8 protein-coding genes are annotated in these 15,136 nt (G+C 52.8%); 2 read left to right on the forward strand and 6 right to left on the reverse strand.

What is annotated here, in order from left to right; translation table 11 throughout:
* Positions 1-65: 65 nt before the first annotated feature.
* Together QET40_RS02375 and QET40_RS02380 are read right to left on the reverse strand one after the other, a co-directional pair.
* Complete coding sequence (locus QET40_RS02375) at positions 66-1,331, reverse strand: PA14 domain-containing protein (RefSeq protein ID WP_280125571.1); 1,266 nt, start codon at positions 1,329-1,331, stop codon at positions 66-68.
* A gap of 258 nt (positions 1,332-1,589) precedes the next feature.
* Positions 1,590-2,291, reverse strand: a complete 702-nt coding sequence (locus tag QET40_RS02380) for a sigma-70 family RNA polymerase sigma factor (RefSeq protein ID WP_280125572.1) — start codon at positions 2,289-2,291, stop codon at positions 1,590-1,592.
* Between the two features lie 406 nt (positions 2,292-2,697).
* Here QET40_RS02380 and QET40_RS02385 point away from each other — a divergent pair, with 406 nt between their 5' ends.
* Positions 2,698-4,926 (forward strand): sodium-translocating pyrophosphatase, encoded by a 2,229-nt coding sequence (locus tag QET40_RS02385; protein WP_280125573.1) that lies wholly within the window; start codon positions 2,698-2,700, stop codon positions 4,924-4,926.
* A 213-nt stretch (positions 4,927-5,139) separates the two neighbouring features.
* On the opposite strand, the gene QET40_RS02390 is transcribed toward QET40_RS02385, so the two are convergent.
* The 4 genes from QET40_RS02390 to QET40_RS02405 all read right to left on the reverse strand — a co-directional run bounded on the left by QET40_RS02390 (position 5,140) and on the right by QET40_RS02405 (position 12,398).
* Positions 5,140-6,603 (reverse strand): tryptophanase, encoded by a 1,464-nt coding sequence (locus tag QET40_RS02390; protein ID WP_280125574.1) that lies wholly within the window; start codon positions 6,601-6,603, stop codon positions 5,140-5,142.
* Between the two features lie 235 nt (positions 6,604-6,838).
* On the reverse strand, positions 6,839-10,408 hold the full coding sequence (locus tag QET40_RS02395) for a bifunctional proline dehydrogenase/L-glutamate gamma-semialdehyde dehydrogenase (protein WP_280125575.1): 3,570 nt from the start codon (positions 10,406-10,408) through the stop codon (positions 6,839-6,841).
* Between the two features lie 35 nt (positions 10,409-10,443).
* Complete coding sequence (locus QET40_RS02400) at positions 10,444-11,466, reverse strand: A/G-specific adenine glycosylase (protein ID WP_280125576.1); 1,023 nt, start codon at positions 11,464-11,466, stop codon at positions 10,444-10,446.
* Positions 11,467-11,477: 11 nt separating this feature from the next.
* Positions 11,478-12,398, reverse strand: coding sequence for a shikimate dehydrogenase (locus QET40_RS02405; RefSeq protein ID WP_280125577.1), 921 nt, complete (start codon positions 12,396-12,398; stop codon positions 11,478-11,480).
* A gap of 229 nt (positions 12,399-12,627) precedes the next feature.
* Between QET40_RS02405 and QET40_RS02410 the strand changes: the two genes are divergently transcribed.
* The gene (locus tag QET40_RS02410) at positions 12,628-15,021 is read left to right on the forward strand and encodes a hypothetical protein (protein ID WP_280125578.1); all 2,394 of its coding nucleotides are present in this window, start codon (positions 12,628-12,630) and stop codon (positions 15,019-15,021) included.
* The last annotated feature ends 115 nt before the right edge of the window (positions 15,022-15,136 follow it).

Here is a 15,136-nt window from a genome sequence, read left to right on the forward strand (position 1 = left end):
GATACCGGAGACTGAATTTTTCGTATTGGATGTATTATTTGCGCAGATGGGATTCGGTTGAGATATCATGATTTGACTGCTTTCCAGATGATGCCGACCGGATCGAAAGGAGGCGCTTCGCCTTTGGCGGGTTCCGGCAAAGCGTAATTGGTGCGGAACAAGGGGAGGATGGGACTGCCGAATTGCTTGTCCTTTTTAACGTCCTTGGCTCCGATTTCTTCGATCAGGAGAATGGCTCCCATTTCTCCGCCGGGGATTTCCGAGACGAGGATTTCGATGGGGTACACCTTGTTGGCTTCCACGGTGAATTCCGCCCCGGTGGCGAGACCGCCCAAAGCGTTGTTCCAGTGGTTCATGCCGGTGTACTTGTACATGGGAACGGGGAAGTTTTTGTAAATGCCGGCTTTCCGTAATTCCTTTTTGATGACGTCGTTCTTGGACTGGCCGGTCATGTACTTGTAATATTCGCCTCCGGCAGTGGCGCCGCCTTTGGTAACGGTGAGCTGGTACCACCCGTAGTCGAAGACGTTCTTGCCGTCGAATCGTACGACGATGGCATCGTCACCGGCGCCGACGAAGCGGAACGTTCCCGATTTGGGAGCGGCGACTTTGCCCCTGTAAATGGCGCACCAGCGGCTGTCCTTGACCTTGCCTTCGCACTTGAAGGCTTTGGGGGCTTCCGTTGCCGCACGCCGTGTGATGAAGATGTGGGAATTGTACAGTTTGGTCGGAGATTTGTAGTATTTGGCGAACTTGCTTTCGTGCCATCCGCTGGTGATAAAGTCCTTCATGAGAAGGGCAGCCTGGTCGGGCGTGATGTTGGTAGGGGAACCGGCAGCGGTTTGTTTAAAGTCGTAGAAAGTACCGGTCAATGTGCTGCCACCGGGTACGTCGGAACCGAATTCTCTGGTTTGCTGCCAGTTGGTATCGACTCCGACGCCGTCTCCCATGTCTTCAGCGGACAAGGGCAGGGATTCATTGAAATCATGGACATCTGTATTCTGGATCTCGTTGTACGGAATAGTTATTTCAGGAGAATAGGCGGTGGATGAAATGATGGAGGGAGGATTGGCTGCGGCCGATGCGGGCCGGATGACGGCCCGTTCTGCGATTACGGGAGCCGGAGTAGGGGGGAGTTGCTCATTGTTGACGGTTATGGCTTCCAGACTGGGTGGGTCCTGCTGCCTGATGACGATGGCAACTGTGTAAAGCAGGAGTCCTCCCAGAATGGTGGAGAGGACTGCTGTGGAAATTGCGGTAACCATGTTGCGTATTTTTTGGATATGCATGGCATGGGCAGCTTCGTTTGTCATATCGATATGTAAACTCATGGCTTTTGTCGGGGTTGATCTATTCGATCATTTTATCCCATAATTCGGCCGTTTTGTTAAGTAACATGGCAGTAACATTCAGTAACATACGAGTAACAGAGTCTCGGAACGCCGAGAGGTGTAAACAGGGATTCCTCCCTGGTACGTGAGAGAACGAGGGCAAACGAAAAAAGTGGAATCCGATCAAGAGAAAAACGCAAAAGGCGTTTCCTGCCCACCCGGAAGGAAAAGAGATGGAAGGACGCGGTAAAAGGCGCGTTACTTCTTCTTGCTATGCTTGGGATCGGATGGGTCTTTAGCTTGATCCATCAGATAGTTCAGTTCTTTTTTTAGAGCTGCACCGACCCGGTGTTTAGCCAGGTATACCTGGGCGATGCTGACTCCGAGATGACTGCAAACTTTGGAAACATTCCATTCCCTGAGGACATAGTAGTCGAATACTTGGAACTGTTTGGGGGAGACGACTGCCTTGACGCGGTCAATGGCCGCTTTGATGAGATTCTTCTGCCATTCCTGCTCCCAGAGTTGTTCGAAGCTGTTTTTGCCTTCATCGGGAATCGTTTCGATCGGATGCTCGTCGGATTCTTCCTGGCGGGGGGAAATGAGCATGGCCGTATCTTTTTTACGGCGTCTGAACTGATCGTTGATACGCCAGCGGGTCATGTTCCAGAGCCAGAGCTTGAATGAACCCTGGGAGGGATCGTACATATTTTTTTTACTCTGCTTGGCGATGGAAAGAATCGTTTCCTGAACAACATCCCAGGCTTCGTCTTCACGAAGCCCGGCTTTCAGGGCGACAGAGTAGATGAGGCGCCAGTAGGTTCGGTAGAATTCGTCCCACGTCTTCTGGTCTTCCCAATTTTCAAGCCTGGCAATCAACGTCTTCCGCGTGCGTTCCGCAAATTCGGAAAGCATTTTGTCGTCCGGCTCGGTATCTTGAATGGGAAAATTGAATGACATTTTACCGAAGACTACGAAAAATCGATCGCTTTGGAAAGCAAAAGCTTTCGAATGCTGACATGGTATCTTGAGAATTACGGGCAAGTCTCGTTTGTCTTTCTCTTGTCCAAGAGGGTATTCTCTAGATTTCTGGATTGATTGTGTATGTCGTATATTTTTTATAATAAGTTGTTTGCATGGAAATTTCGATAAAACTCTCAACCGATGCAACATTTTGGTTGCGCGGGGAGGATATTTTGACATACTCCGTAGTCGTTGAAAGTGGGCTTTCCCGCAACCTGCAGGTGATACTTTGCATATCATGCGGGTCGGGATGAAGCATGCATCGACCTGGGAAGAGGAGTCTTTTCCGTATTTCATAGGTGGAGTATGGCCTGTTTTCGACTACTACCAACTATTTCATTCTATGTTAACTAACGAACAACTCTTTTGGGCAATTCCATTTGCCTCAGTGTGTGCGCTCTTGTTTGCATTTATCTTCTTCTGGAAGATGAAACGCGAGGGAGAGGGGACTGAAACCATGCAGAAAATTGCCCAGCATGTCCGCGTGGGGGCAATGGCCTACCTGAAGCAGCAATACAAGATTGTCGCTATCTTTTTTGTATTGATCACGCTTATTTTCGCCTGGTTGGCCTATGGACTTCACATTCAAAACGTGTGGGTTCCCTTCGCATTCATTTCCGGTGGTTTTTTCTCAGGCCTTGCCGGGTATATCGGGATGAAGACGGCTACTTATGCGTCCAACCGCGTAGCAAATGCCTGCCGTAATTCTCTTGATGCCGGTTTGCAGATCGCTTTCCGTTCGGGAGCCGTTCTCGGATTGACGGTAGTCGGCCTGGCCATGCTCGACATCGGCGCATGGTATTATATATTGAACTATTTCTATAGCGACATGGTTCAGAATGAACGCTTGGTCATTATTACGACAACCATGTTGACGTTTGGTATGGGGGCATCCCTCCAAGCTCTCTTTGCCCGCGTGGGCGGAGGTATTTTCACGAAGGCCGCCGATGTTGGCGCCGACCTTGTCGGTAAGGTTGAGGCCGGTATCCCGGAAGACGACCCCCGCAATCCTGCTACGATCGCCGATAACGTGGGTGACAACGTGGGGGACGTGGCCGGTATGGGCGCCGATTTGTACGAATCCTATTGCGGTTCCATCCTGGCTTCCGCCGCTTTGGGCGCCGCCGCTTATTATACGGTTCCCGACGAAGCGATTAAAGCTGTACTTGCTCCGATGCTGGTGGCTGCCCTCGGCACCGTACTTTCCATTATCGGCGTGTATGTCGTCCGCGTGAAGCGCGGTGCGACGCAGACGGAACTGATGGCAGCCTTGAACCGTGGCATCAACCTCAGCTCCTTCCTGATTGCCATTGCCTCCGCGTTCCTCCTCAAATTGATTGGCTTGAACAACTGGGCCGGTATCTGGGGAGCAATCGTAACCGGCCTCGTCGTCGGCATTATTATCGGCAAGGCGACGGAACACTACACTTCCCACGATAGCCGCCCATGCCGCAAGATCGCCGAAAGCGCCCAGACCGGCCCGGCTACCGTGATTATCTCCGGCATCGGTATTGGCATGGTTTCCACTTGCATTCCGGTGATTACGATCGTGATCGGAACGATTCTTGCCTATGGCCTTGCCTCCGGTGACTGGCACTTTACGGGAGAAGACATCAGCAGCGGCCTCTACGGCATTGGCATGGCTGCCGTCGGGATGCTTTCTACCCTGGGATTAACCTTGGCTACGGATGCCTACGGTCCCATTTCCGACAATGCCGGCGGCAATGCCGAAATGAGCGGTCTTGAAGAAGAAGTTCGCCGCCGTACGGATGCCCTGGATGCCTTGGGCAATACGACGGCTGCTACCGGCAAGGGGTTTGCCATCGGTTCCGCCGCATTGACGGCGCTGGCGCTTCTGGCTTCCTATATTGAAGAACTCAAGATCGCCATCAAGCACTGGTCCGAATCCACCGGTGAGACGGTGTATAAGATTAATGAAGCGTTGAGCGTTCCTGTCTCTGAAATTACCAATTGTTCCCTGGGCAAATTCATGGATTACTTCCAGGTAACGCTGATGAATCCCAAGGTGTTGATGGGGCTTTTCATTGGAGCTATGATGTCCTTCCTGTTCTGCGGGTTGACGATGAATGCCGTTGGTCGTGCTGCCGAGAAGATGGTCACGGAAGTTCGCCGCCAGTTCCGCGAAATCAAAGGTATTCTGACGGGAGACGCCGAACCGGACTATGTCCGCTGTGTGGAAATATCGACGGCCGGAGCCCAGCATGAAATGATTTGGCCGTCCGTCTTGGCTGTGATCACCCCGATTCTGACGGGAGTAGTCCTCGGGGTTCCCGGCGTGTTCGGACTTTTGGCGGGAGGTCTTGCCTCCGGCTTCGTGCTGGCTATTTTCATGGCCAACTCCGGTGGCGCCTGGGACAATGCTAAAAAGTATATCGAACAGGGAAATCACGGAGGCAAGGGGTCTGAAGCTCATAAGGCTTCCGTCATCGGCGATACCGTTGGTGACCCCTTCAAGGATACCTCAGGTCCTTCCTTGAACATTCTCATTAAACTGATGAGCATGGTCTCTATCGTGACCGCCGGTGTGAATATTGCGATTACACTGCTGTAAGCAAATCTGAGAGCGTATTTCATCAATCAAAAGGCCTCGGGATTCACGTCCCGGGGCTTTTTCGTTTGCGGAGCAGGATTACTGGATTTATCCACTACCCAGGGATGGCCTGGAATTCCAGGGAATGAATGATAGAAAAAGCAGTCTTTCCCTGGAGGGAGAGACTGCCTTTCGTGAGAGAGAAAAACCGGAGATTTCTCTCCGGTAGATGAATTAGAGGCTTTCGCCGAAGTCCTGGCGGAATTTGGCGGCGAGCTTCTGTGGCCAGTCGGACTTGGCACGAAGACGCCCCATGAAGAAACGCAGAACGGGCGGTTCTTCGACGAATTCAAGTCCTCCGATCAGATCGCGGTTGTCATAGAGCCACTTCATGCGGTCGGCGACGTAACGGACCTGGGAGAGAGTGAACACGCGGCGAGGGAAGGCGAGACGGAGCAATTCGACATCGGCGAGGATATCATTGCCGTCCTTGTCGCGCACGCTGGAGAGGGTACCGCGTTCCATGCCGCGTACGCCGGAGGCGATGAAGAAGGCGGCGGCCAGAGCTCCGGCCGGGTATTCGCTTTGCGGGATGTGCGGCAGGAAGGAGCCGGCGTCGATATGAGCACCGAGACCGCCGGCTGGTGTGACGCAGGGGATGCCGAGACGAACCATTTCGCCGATGAAGTATTCGATGAAGGACGGGCTCTGCGAAATGACTGTTTCATCGGTCGTTTCGCGCAGACCGACGGCCATGGCTTCGATTTCACGGACAGAGATGCCGCCGTAGGTAAGGAATCCTTCGAACAGGGGGACGAGATGCTGCATCTTGTTGATGATCTCCTTGTTATTGGAGCAAATGCCGCCGCCGCGGGAAGAGGATACTTTGCGGGCGGAGAAATACACGAGATCCGCCAGATCGCACATGGCAAGCAGGATTTCTCCGCAGGTGGAGTTCTGGAATTCTTCTTCGCGCTTCTTGATGAAGTAGGCGTTTTCTCCGATGAGGGAGGCATCGAGAACGAGCATGATGCCGTATTCGTCGCAGACGGAACGCACTTCTCTCAGGTTGGCGATGGAGAAAGGCTGGCCTCCGATGAGGTTGGTGGATGCCTCCATGCGAATGAAGGGGATTTTGTCGACTCCGTTGCGCTTGATGCAATCGCGGAGTTTGGCAATGTCCATGTTGCCTTTGAAGGGATTGGTGCTGGTGAGTTCCAGGGCTTCGTCGGCGACGAGCTCTTCAATAGTACCGCCGTTGAGGTCGATATGGGCATGCGTCGTCGTGAAGTGGTAGTTCATGGGGACGACATCTCCGGGTTTGACGAACGCACGGGAGATGATGTTTTCCGCAGCGCGTCCCTGGTGGACGGGCAGGAGGTATTCTTTGCCGAAGACTTCTTTGACGGCTTCGGCGAGACGACCGAAGCTTTGGGAACCGGCGTAGGCATCGTCGGCGCGGAACATGGCGGCGATCTGGTTGTCGCTCATGGCGTTGACACCGGAGTCCGTAAGCATGTCCAGAAAGACATCATAGGTACTCAATTGGAATGTATTGTAGCCGGCTTCTCCGATGGCTTCCAATCGGCGTTCGACTGGAACGAGGTGAAGCTTTTGCACGACGCGGACTTTGTGCAATTCAAGAGGGATTTGTTCTCCGTTATAAAACTGGACAGTGCTGGATGAATTCTGATTCATGCGTAGTTACGAGATTGGAAAAAAGAGTATAGCATGGAGTCCCTCCGGATCAATGTCAAAGTAATTGAGAGGCATTGATTTCATATGATCGTTTCTTGTCGTGATACCTGGAATCGGTACTGTTTGTCCGTCCGGGATGTTCCGAAAAACCGTGTTGCAAAAAAATCCCCCTTTTTCTGCGTGTAAAACGGAAAAAGGGGGGGAGGGAATTGGAAGAAGGTTCTTCTGAGTGGAGTTATAGTGTTCCCGGGCGGGGAACAATGTTGCCGTAGCGGTGGATGGTTTCCGAAATCGCCTGTTCGTGGAACCAGTTGAGAAGTTCGAGCCGGCCATTGGCGAGTACGGGCATGTCCAGTACGGTCATACCGGCATCTTCGGCCGCTTTACGGAGGGCGACGGGACATTCCGGACTGCGGAGGATACGCGTGTTTTTAGCGATGGCGGGGATACGCGATCGCAAGGTTTCCTCGGATTCTTCGATGACCGTGACGTTATGATCCCCGTAGCCGGAGATCCAGGAACGTTTTTGATTCATGCTAAGTTCGGTGGCGACTCCGGTGAGCTTGGCGGCGAGGATAAGGAGGGCGATGTCACAGTTGGTTGCATCTTCCTTCATGCGGACAACAAGGGATTTTTCCGGGATGTAACGGAAAATGTTGTCTTCTCCTTGAATTTTGGAGGGATCGTGTTCGATGCCGAATTCCTCATTCCACCATTTGGCTTGGGAACCGGCTGCAGCGCGGATGCGCTTGGCATCGTCCGGAAGATCGCGGCAAAGTTTTTCCACCAGGTTGGCGATGCGTTCTCCGGGGGTGCTGAGGTGCTGGGGAAGTTCGTTTTCTTCCCACGTCCCGAGGGCGACGAGGTAATTGGGACCGCCTGTTTTGGCTCCGGGGCCCATGCAGGAATTCTTCCAGCCGCCAAAGGATTGACGGCGGACGATGGCTCCTGTGATCGGACGGTTGATATAAGCGTTGCCGACCTGAATTTTACTTTTCCATTCGGCGATTTCACGTTCGTCGAGGGAGTGGATACCGCCGGTGAGGCCAAAGTTGGAGTCATTCTGGATGAGAATCGCTTCCTCCAAGCTTTCCGCGCGGATGAGGCCGAGGACTGGCCCGAAGCATTCCGTCCTGTGGAACCATGAGCCGGGTTTGACGCCGATGCGGATGCCGGGAGTCCAAAGATTGGGATTGTCACGGACGCGTTCCGGCTTGAGCAGCCATTCTTCGCCGGGTTCCAATTCCGTCAGAGCCCGGAGGAGATGACCTTCCGGTTCACGGATGACGGGGATGACGATGCTGTCCGGTTCGGTGGACGGGCCTACTTTGAGGCTGGCGGCCGCATCGCGGAGCTGTCGCAGGAAAGCGGGATTGTCGTACACGGAAGCTTCGATAATGGCAAGGCTGGCCGCGGAGCATTTTTGTCCGGAGTGGCCGAATGCGCTTTTAACGAGATCTTTGACGGCGAGGTCGAGGTCTGCCGTGGCAGTGATGATGATGGCGTTCTTACCGCTGGTTTCCGCCAGAAGATGGAGGTCGGGCCTCCAGGTTTTGAACTTGCGCCCGGTGGCGTAGGACCCTGTCAGCATGACGCATGAAATGTCGGGATGGGTGACGAGTTTCTGACCGATTTCGTTAGGTGGTGCGGGGACGAATTGAAGAACGTTTTTCGGAACTCCGGCTTTCCAGAATGCCTGGGCAATGAGGAAAGCTGTGTAGACCGATTGCGGTGCAGGTTTGAAAATAACGGTGTTACCCGCCATGAGGGCGGCGGCGACGCTTCCTGTCGGAATGGCGAATGGGAAATTCCACGGGGCGGTAATACAAACGGTTCCCAAAGGTTTCTGGGTCAATCCGTCAGTCATGCCGGGCTGGGTGAGTCCTTCGGCATAGTAACGGCAGAAGTCGATAGCTTCGCTGACCTCGACGTCTCCTTCGAAGGGGGCTTTCCCGGCATCCCTCGTCATGGCGGCGATAGCTAATCCTCGCATGTTGGAAATTTCCTCGGCGGTACGGCACAAGATGGCTTGGCGTTCTTCGACCGGTGTCGAGGCCCACGATGCCTGGACATTTTGAGCGACAGTGACAGCTTTTTCGACGAGATCGTAGTCAGCGTAGGCGAATTTATAGAATTCGTTGTCGGCGTCGGAAGGATTACGTCCGACTCCCCAAAGGTGTGAGGTACATTCTTGACCGTCGATGACGAGGGGAATTTCGGAAGGTGCTGTTTTCTTTTCTTCTTCGAGCCAGTGGAGGAGCCAGTCCTGGTGGTGGGGAAGAGCCCAATCGGTATCCGGTTCATTGAAAAAATCGTCGCCGGGGGCAAAGGGAAGCGGAGCGTCCAAGGCCCGGTTTTGTTTGCGATTGGGGCCGTATTTGACTTTTTCGTAGGACGCGCAGGCTTTGAGAAAGCGCTTTTTCTGGTTTTCCCATTCCTGGGAACCGGGGGTCATTCCGAAGACATCGTGGAGGAAATTCTCTTCACCCGTGTTTTCATCAAGGCGACGTACGAGATAAGAAATGGCGTTCGGAAAATCCTGTTTGCGTACGACAGGGGCGTAGAGGAGAAGGTCTCCGGCGATGTTGATGAGAATGCGGGCCTGCTGGTTGGCCATGCCTTCGAGCATTTCCAGTTCCACTGATTCGCGGACTCCGTTTTGTTCCCGGAGGAGAATGGCGTAGCTGAGATCGAAGATGTTGTGGGAGGCAATACCAAGACGGACGTATTGGGCGTGTTCCTTTTGACAACCGTAATGAAGCATGCGCTTGTAATTGGCATCCGTCATTTCCTTGCTTTCATAAGGAGCTTGCGGCCATCCGTGGATGGAGGCTTCGGCTTGTTCCATGGCAAGATTGGCTCCCTTGACGATGCGGATCTTGATGCGGGCTCCTCCTGCCTGAACGCGTTCTTTGGTCCAGTCGCAGAGTTTTTTCTGTTCTTCCCACGAGTCGGGGAGATAGGCTTGAAGGACGATACCGGCCTCCAGATTCATGAACTCTTCTTCCATGAGGGTACGCTTGAAAGCTTCACACGTAAGGTGAAGATCGCGGTATTCCTCCATGTCCAGGTTGACGAACTTGGGCTTTTTATGTCCGTCGGATCCCGGGATTCCGTGTTCGATGGCAGTCCTGAACAGAACCCTCAGACGGTCTTGGAGCTGTTTGATTGTTTCTTCCCGGTTGAGCAGGCTGATCTGGCTATATACGGAAGAGAGCTTGACAGAAATGTAGTTGCAAAGCGGATTGCAGAGCAACTCCACGATTTGCTGGAGGCGGTGATGGGCTTCCGTTTCACCGAGGACGGCTTCGCCTAGCTGGTTGATATTGAGCCGAATGCCATCTTTTTTGCGGCGTTTGATATGAGCATTGAGTTTACCGTCTTCGGATGGCAGAATGACGGTGCGACTCTGATTGCGGATTTCTCCTTTGACGGACGGAATGACGAGCCCTGGAAAGAATTCCGAAGCTTTCTTGGCAATGCTCATGGCAAGCTGCTCCGGCTTGCTGAGGTAGTGCGGTACGCCGTAACCGTCCAGAAGATAGCGGAATTCTTCGGCTGCTTTCTCAGGAGCTGACGGGCGGAAGATGCGGTCAGCCATAGTGATGGTGAAGGCCTTGCCTGCCGGATCGTTCATCATACGGGCCATTTGTCTGGCCTGTTTTTTCTCGCTCCAGCGCATACCCTGGTTTGACAACCTGAGTATGTGTTCTGCCAATTCGACGGCTTTGTTGGCAAGCGTTGTATCATCCCATGTGCCGTTTTGGGCTTGAGTTGTCAAATCCGTGAGAGAGGTATCGTTCATTTCCAGTATAAGATACAGGATTGATGGACAGATGATCAAGAGGATTTTCTTTCGCGCAGAATCTTCCTGAATGATTGAGAACTCAATACCTTGCGATCAGGAGATGCCAGAGGGAGGTCTTCGATGGCGTCCAGACTGACAAATGATTCCCCTTTTTCAGGACGGATTCCGGCAGGAGGGACCAAGTGCAGGAAACGGGTGATTTTATACCGGGTAACACTATAGTTCTGCTTCATGACGATGGGGAAGGAGGAGGTTTCCTGTTCCGTACGCTGGGGGAATCGGTACATGCCCTCATGGCGTTTGCCGTCTTCCTGTTTTTCCATGAGGATGGTTTCTCCATTTATGCAGATGATGTCGTGGTGGACGAGGCGGGTTGTCTCCGGGCGTGGCGTTTTGACGGGGAGTGCGTCGGGATTCTCGGCAGAGCAGAAGGGGCGAACCGGGCACAAAAGGCAGTCCGGCCCTTGTGGTTTGCAATAGGTTTGTCCCAGTTCCATGATGGCAGAGTTGAATCTTCGGGGGTCGTCCCGGTCAACGAGTTCCTCCGCGCGCTTCCACATGTATTTTTTGCCGGGGGTGGAATCGACGCTTTCCCGGTAGTTGTCCAGCCGGGCGATGACGCGCGAAACATTGGCATCCACGATGGGAGCGGGGATGTTGAACGCGAAGGAAAGGACGGCCCCAGCGGTGTATTCACCGATACCCGGCAGTTGCATCAGGAGGTTTTTATCCCGGGGGAAGATACCGTCGTATTGTTCGACGACTGCCCGGGCGGTGGCCTGGAGGGATCGGACGCGGCGGTAGTAACCGAGTCCTTCCCATGAGCGGAGGGCTTGTTCTTCCGTAGCTTGTGCGAGCTCCAGAGGGGAGGGAAAACGATGCATCCATTCGGAATACCTGGCCAGTACGGTCGGTATCGTTGTTTGCTGGAGCATGATCTCAGAAACGAGGATGTGCCAGGGATCTTCCGTTTCTCTCCACGGATAGGTTTTCCCGTCCCGGCGGAACCAAGTGAGCAGGGTTTTTCGAAAGTCTTGAATAGAGAATGCGGGCATGGGATGTGGCATCAGATGTGGAGCGCCTTTCTCATAGCCTGCATGTCCGGGGAATAGCCGAACCAGCGTTCGAAGGACAAGGCTCCCTGGTGCAGGAGCATGGAAAGGCCGTCTGCGGTGCGGGCTCCCTGTTCCCGGGCTTCCTGCTGCAGGGAATCGGAATGGGTGATGAGGTCGTAAACCAGGTGATGGGGTTGAATGTAGGACGATGGTATGGGGGATGCGTCCGTCTGTTTTAGCCCAAGAGTGGTTGCGTTGACGATCAGGTCGGCATCGCTGATGGTTTCTTCCAGATAGGGAGAATTCATGGCGATGGTGCGCAGACGGTCGGCTGCTCCTTCTAGACGATGTTCGTCGGTGAAGAAAGGAGAGAGGTCTTTCTGCAACGGAGTTATTTTTTCCAAGGATCTGGCGACGAGCGTCAAGCGTTCGCAACGGTTCATGGCGCATGTGTGTGCCAGTGCCGTACCGGCTCCTCCGTTGGCCCCCAGAAGAACGATTTTAAGATCCCGGATATCGACGGAAAAACATTCGCGGATGGCCCGGACGAATCCCGGACCATCTGTATTAAAGGCTGCCATCGGATTACCGTCCCTCGGGAAGACGAGGGTGTTGGCGGCTCCGGTGGCGATAACCAGTCGGTCGCAGTCCTCCGCCAGGGCTGCTGCTGCCGATTTGTAGGGAACCGTGACATTGACTCCGATAAAGTCCAGGGATTTCAGAAGTTCGATGACTTGCGTGAATTCCTCCGGTTGTGCTTCAATCTTAATGTATTTGCAGCGGATGCCCGCGGAGTCAAGGGCTGCCTGATGCATTTGGGGGGATTTGGAATGCATGATCGGGTGGCCGATTACGGCAAGACGGGGAGAGATTCCGTCTTCCGTGGGGAGTCCGTCTTGTTCCAGATCATCGAGGGTATAGTAGATTTTCATGAGAAAATGTCGGAAAACTGAAGGGGGGATTCCGACAATCAATATAGCTTGCTTTTCCATTCTGTCGAGCCAGAGCATGACGGATGCCGGATTATTGACGTTGTTTCCGGATGACTTTGTTTTGTCTTCGTAGCTTATTGCTGGCTCTGCAATTGAATCGCATTGACAAGCCTGGTGTGTTTTGACGTATTACCAGTCTATGTATTCTTGCTTGAAACGATGGGGAATTATGGCCTCTATGGTCTGGTGTTGCGTGGCGTATGCGGACGAGCAGTGGGATGCGGAACGTAATTCCGTTACTGTGTGCGACGACGGCAGTATTCTTGCGATGAAGGACAAGACGGATGGTTCGGATATTGTTTTCCGCCGTGATTGTTGGAAGGGCCCGGCTTTTGAAGGAGTGTCTCTGGAAAAGACTGCTCCGGGCAGGTATGAGGGAGTCAAGGATGGGATCAAATACTCGTTGCAATATCAATCCACCGGGGAAGCTGTAGAAGTTGTCGCCGGTCTGGAGAATATGTCCGGTAAAATGTGGATGCCGGAACGTGCCAGGCTTCTGTTGGGCATCGATACTTGCATGGTTCGATTTCCGGATTGGGACACCGTTTATTTCCCTACGTTGCAGCGGTCGGAACGAACCCACTTCTGGAGTTATTATATGACGCCGTGTGGAAAAATTGTCGCATGCGTATCTCCGGATCCTGTTGCCTCATGGGCGAATATTTACCAGCAAAGTCCTGGAAAATTTGGCTCGGAAATGGGCTACTGGGGACAACACAGGATCTTTACGACAGCGGCGGATCTTCTTCATCGTCTTCCTCTGCCGGCTCGCCATCCCCAGCATTTGGACAAGCTCATGCCGGGGCAGAAGCTGGAAACCCGTTTTCGGTTTGTTTCTGTCTCCGGGTTGGAAAAAGTGAAAAGTACGGCTGCCCGGTATACGGGTGCCTCTATGATTGACGCTGAATTCTATACCGTGGGCGAAGGAGTACCGTTTTTCGGTACTTTATGTGCCCTTGAGGAACCCCGTGTGGAGGTTCGTACTCCCAGGAATGAGATAATCCGAGTATCGCTTTCCCCGATGAGTTCCGAGGATGGGGTTCATCGGTTTTCCTGGATATGGTTTCCCGGATCCGGTTCTGGATTATACACCATGATGGCGTATGGAGCCGGTGGCAAGGTGTCCGAAGCGATGTTCTATGTCCGTCCCGGTTGGGACTTTTATCTTCAAGGCGCCCGCAAGGAAGCGTTGAGAAGCCTTCCTACGGCCACACACCATGCTGAGTGTTTCTATCCGTTCTATACCTATTTTCTGGCGAAACGCTACATCCCCGATCAAGAGCTTGATGACCGGACGGAAACCGTTTTTCAAGAAATCTTCCCCGAATTATACAATGCTGATAAAGGGACGATGAGAAACGGGATTTACAGGATTCAGGATTCGGCCACCATGGTCGGGATTCTGGCGGATCGTTACCATGTCAGTCGGGATATGCGGGATATGGAGCGGGCATTGAAGTTGGCTGATTCCCTGATTTCCTGCCAGCGTGAGGATGGCGCTTATTACAATCCGGAACATAATGTTCATTATACGTCGGTTATTTATATTGCAAAATCCCTGATGGAACTCATGGATGAAATAGCTCCTCTTGCCGCCGGGGATCAACACTGGAAGCATGCTTATGCACGACTGCTCCAATCCGTTCGCCGGGCTGTGGACAATCTTGCCCTGAAGGAAGACGATATCCAGACTGAAGGACAAATGACTTTCGAAGACGGCATGATCTCTTGCTCGGTCAATCAATTGGCTCTTGCCGCCCTTAAGGAAAGAGAACCGGAACGCCGTGCCTATCTGACGGAAAAAGCAGTCAAATTGGCGGCAAAACACCGTTGCCTCACTCAGTCACTCATCCCGGATTGTCGAATGAATGGCGCTACTCTCCGATTTTGGGAATACCAGTATACGATCAATCTTATGACCAATGGGATGAATTCTCCCTGCGGATGGTCGGCCTGGAAAATTTATGGGGATTGGTATCTTTATCTTCTGACGGGGGAATACGACTACCTGCGCCGGGCATTCAATGCCTTGGGAACTTGTGTCCAGCTTCTGGATCGAGACACGGGAGAACTCCGCTTTGGTTTCGTTTCCGATCCCTATCTTGATGCCTGCCAGTATTTGGAAAGTCCCGTCGGAAGTGGAAAACCGATGCCGAAAAGGGTTGTCGTAGGAGAACAATATTTGTCCCAGACGAGTAGCTGGCTCAAAGCACCTCATGTTGCCTGGCGCAAGAAATGGGGTATCGATAACTTCGTCCATGAAGTTTTCAAATGCATGAGCGAAATTGCCCTGACCAGTGCCTACATTGTCGAACATGAAAACGGTTTGTTGTCATCGTTGAATTGCTCGATCGATAAATCCGGCCATGTGCTGACTGTCACAACTCGGGAAAAACTGGTCAATAAACTGCATATCAATCTGAAGCAACCTGCTACAATCGTAACAGAATTCGGAGGAGTGCGTAAGACCTACGAGAATGTTTCCGGTCTTCAGTGGTTGGGGGAACAGCCGGAAGAAACGCTGCCTTTTATTGACGATATCTTACCAGTCGGAGAAAAATAATTTTTTTATATCTGATTGATATCGAGAGTATTTTGCGGTGATTGAAGATTTGGTGGAGAAAAAACTTTCAAAAGATGTTGACGTTTTCCGGGATTCATGTAGATTTCTCGGCACC

The organism is Akkermansia sp. N21169 (assembly GCF_029854675.1).
GTDB lineage: Bacteria > Verrucomicrobiota > Verrucomicrobiia > Verrucomicrobiales > Akkermansiaceae > Akkermansia.

Coding starts and splice junctions, on each gene's coding strand:
- QET40_RS02380 (WP_280125572.1), bottom strand. CDS start 2,291: ATGTCATTCAATTTTCCCATTCAAGATACCGAGCCGGACGACAAAATG.
- QET40_RS02400 (WP_280125576.1), bottom strand. CDS start 11,466: ATGCCCGCATTCTCTATTCAAGACTTTCGAAAAACCCTGCTCACTTGG.
- QET40_RS02410 (WP_280125578.1), top strand. CDS start 12,628: ATGGCCTCTATGGTCTGGTGTTGCGTGGCGTATGCGGACGAGCAGTGG.
- QET40_RS02395 (WP_280125575.1), bottom strand. CDS start 10,408: ATGAACGATACCTCTCTCACGGATTTGACAACTCAAGCCCAAAACGGC.
- QET40_RS02390 (WP_280125574.1), bottom strand. CDS start 6,603: ATGAATCAGAATTCATCCAGCACTGTCCAGTTTTATAACGGAGAACAA.
- QET40_RS02375 (WP_280125571.1), bottom strand. CDS start 1,331: ATGAGTTTACATATCGATATGACAAACGAAGCTGCCCATGCCATGCAT.
- QET40_RS02385 (WP_280125573.1), top strand. CDS start 2,698: ATGTTAACTAACGAACAACTCTTTTGGGCAATTCCATTTGCCTCAGTG.
- QET40_RS02405 (WP_280125577.1), bottom strand. CDS start 12,398: ATGAAAATCTACTATACCCTCGATGATCTGGAACAAGACGGACTCCCC.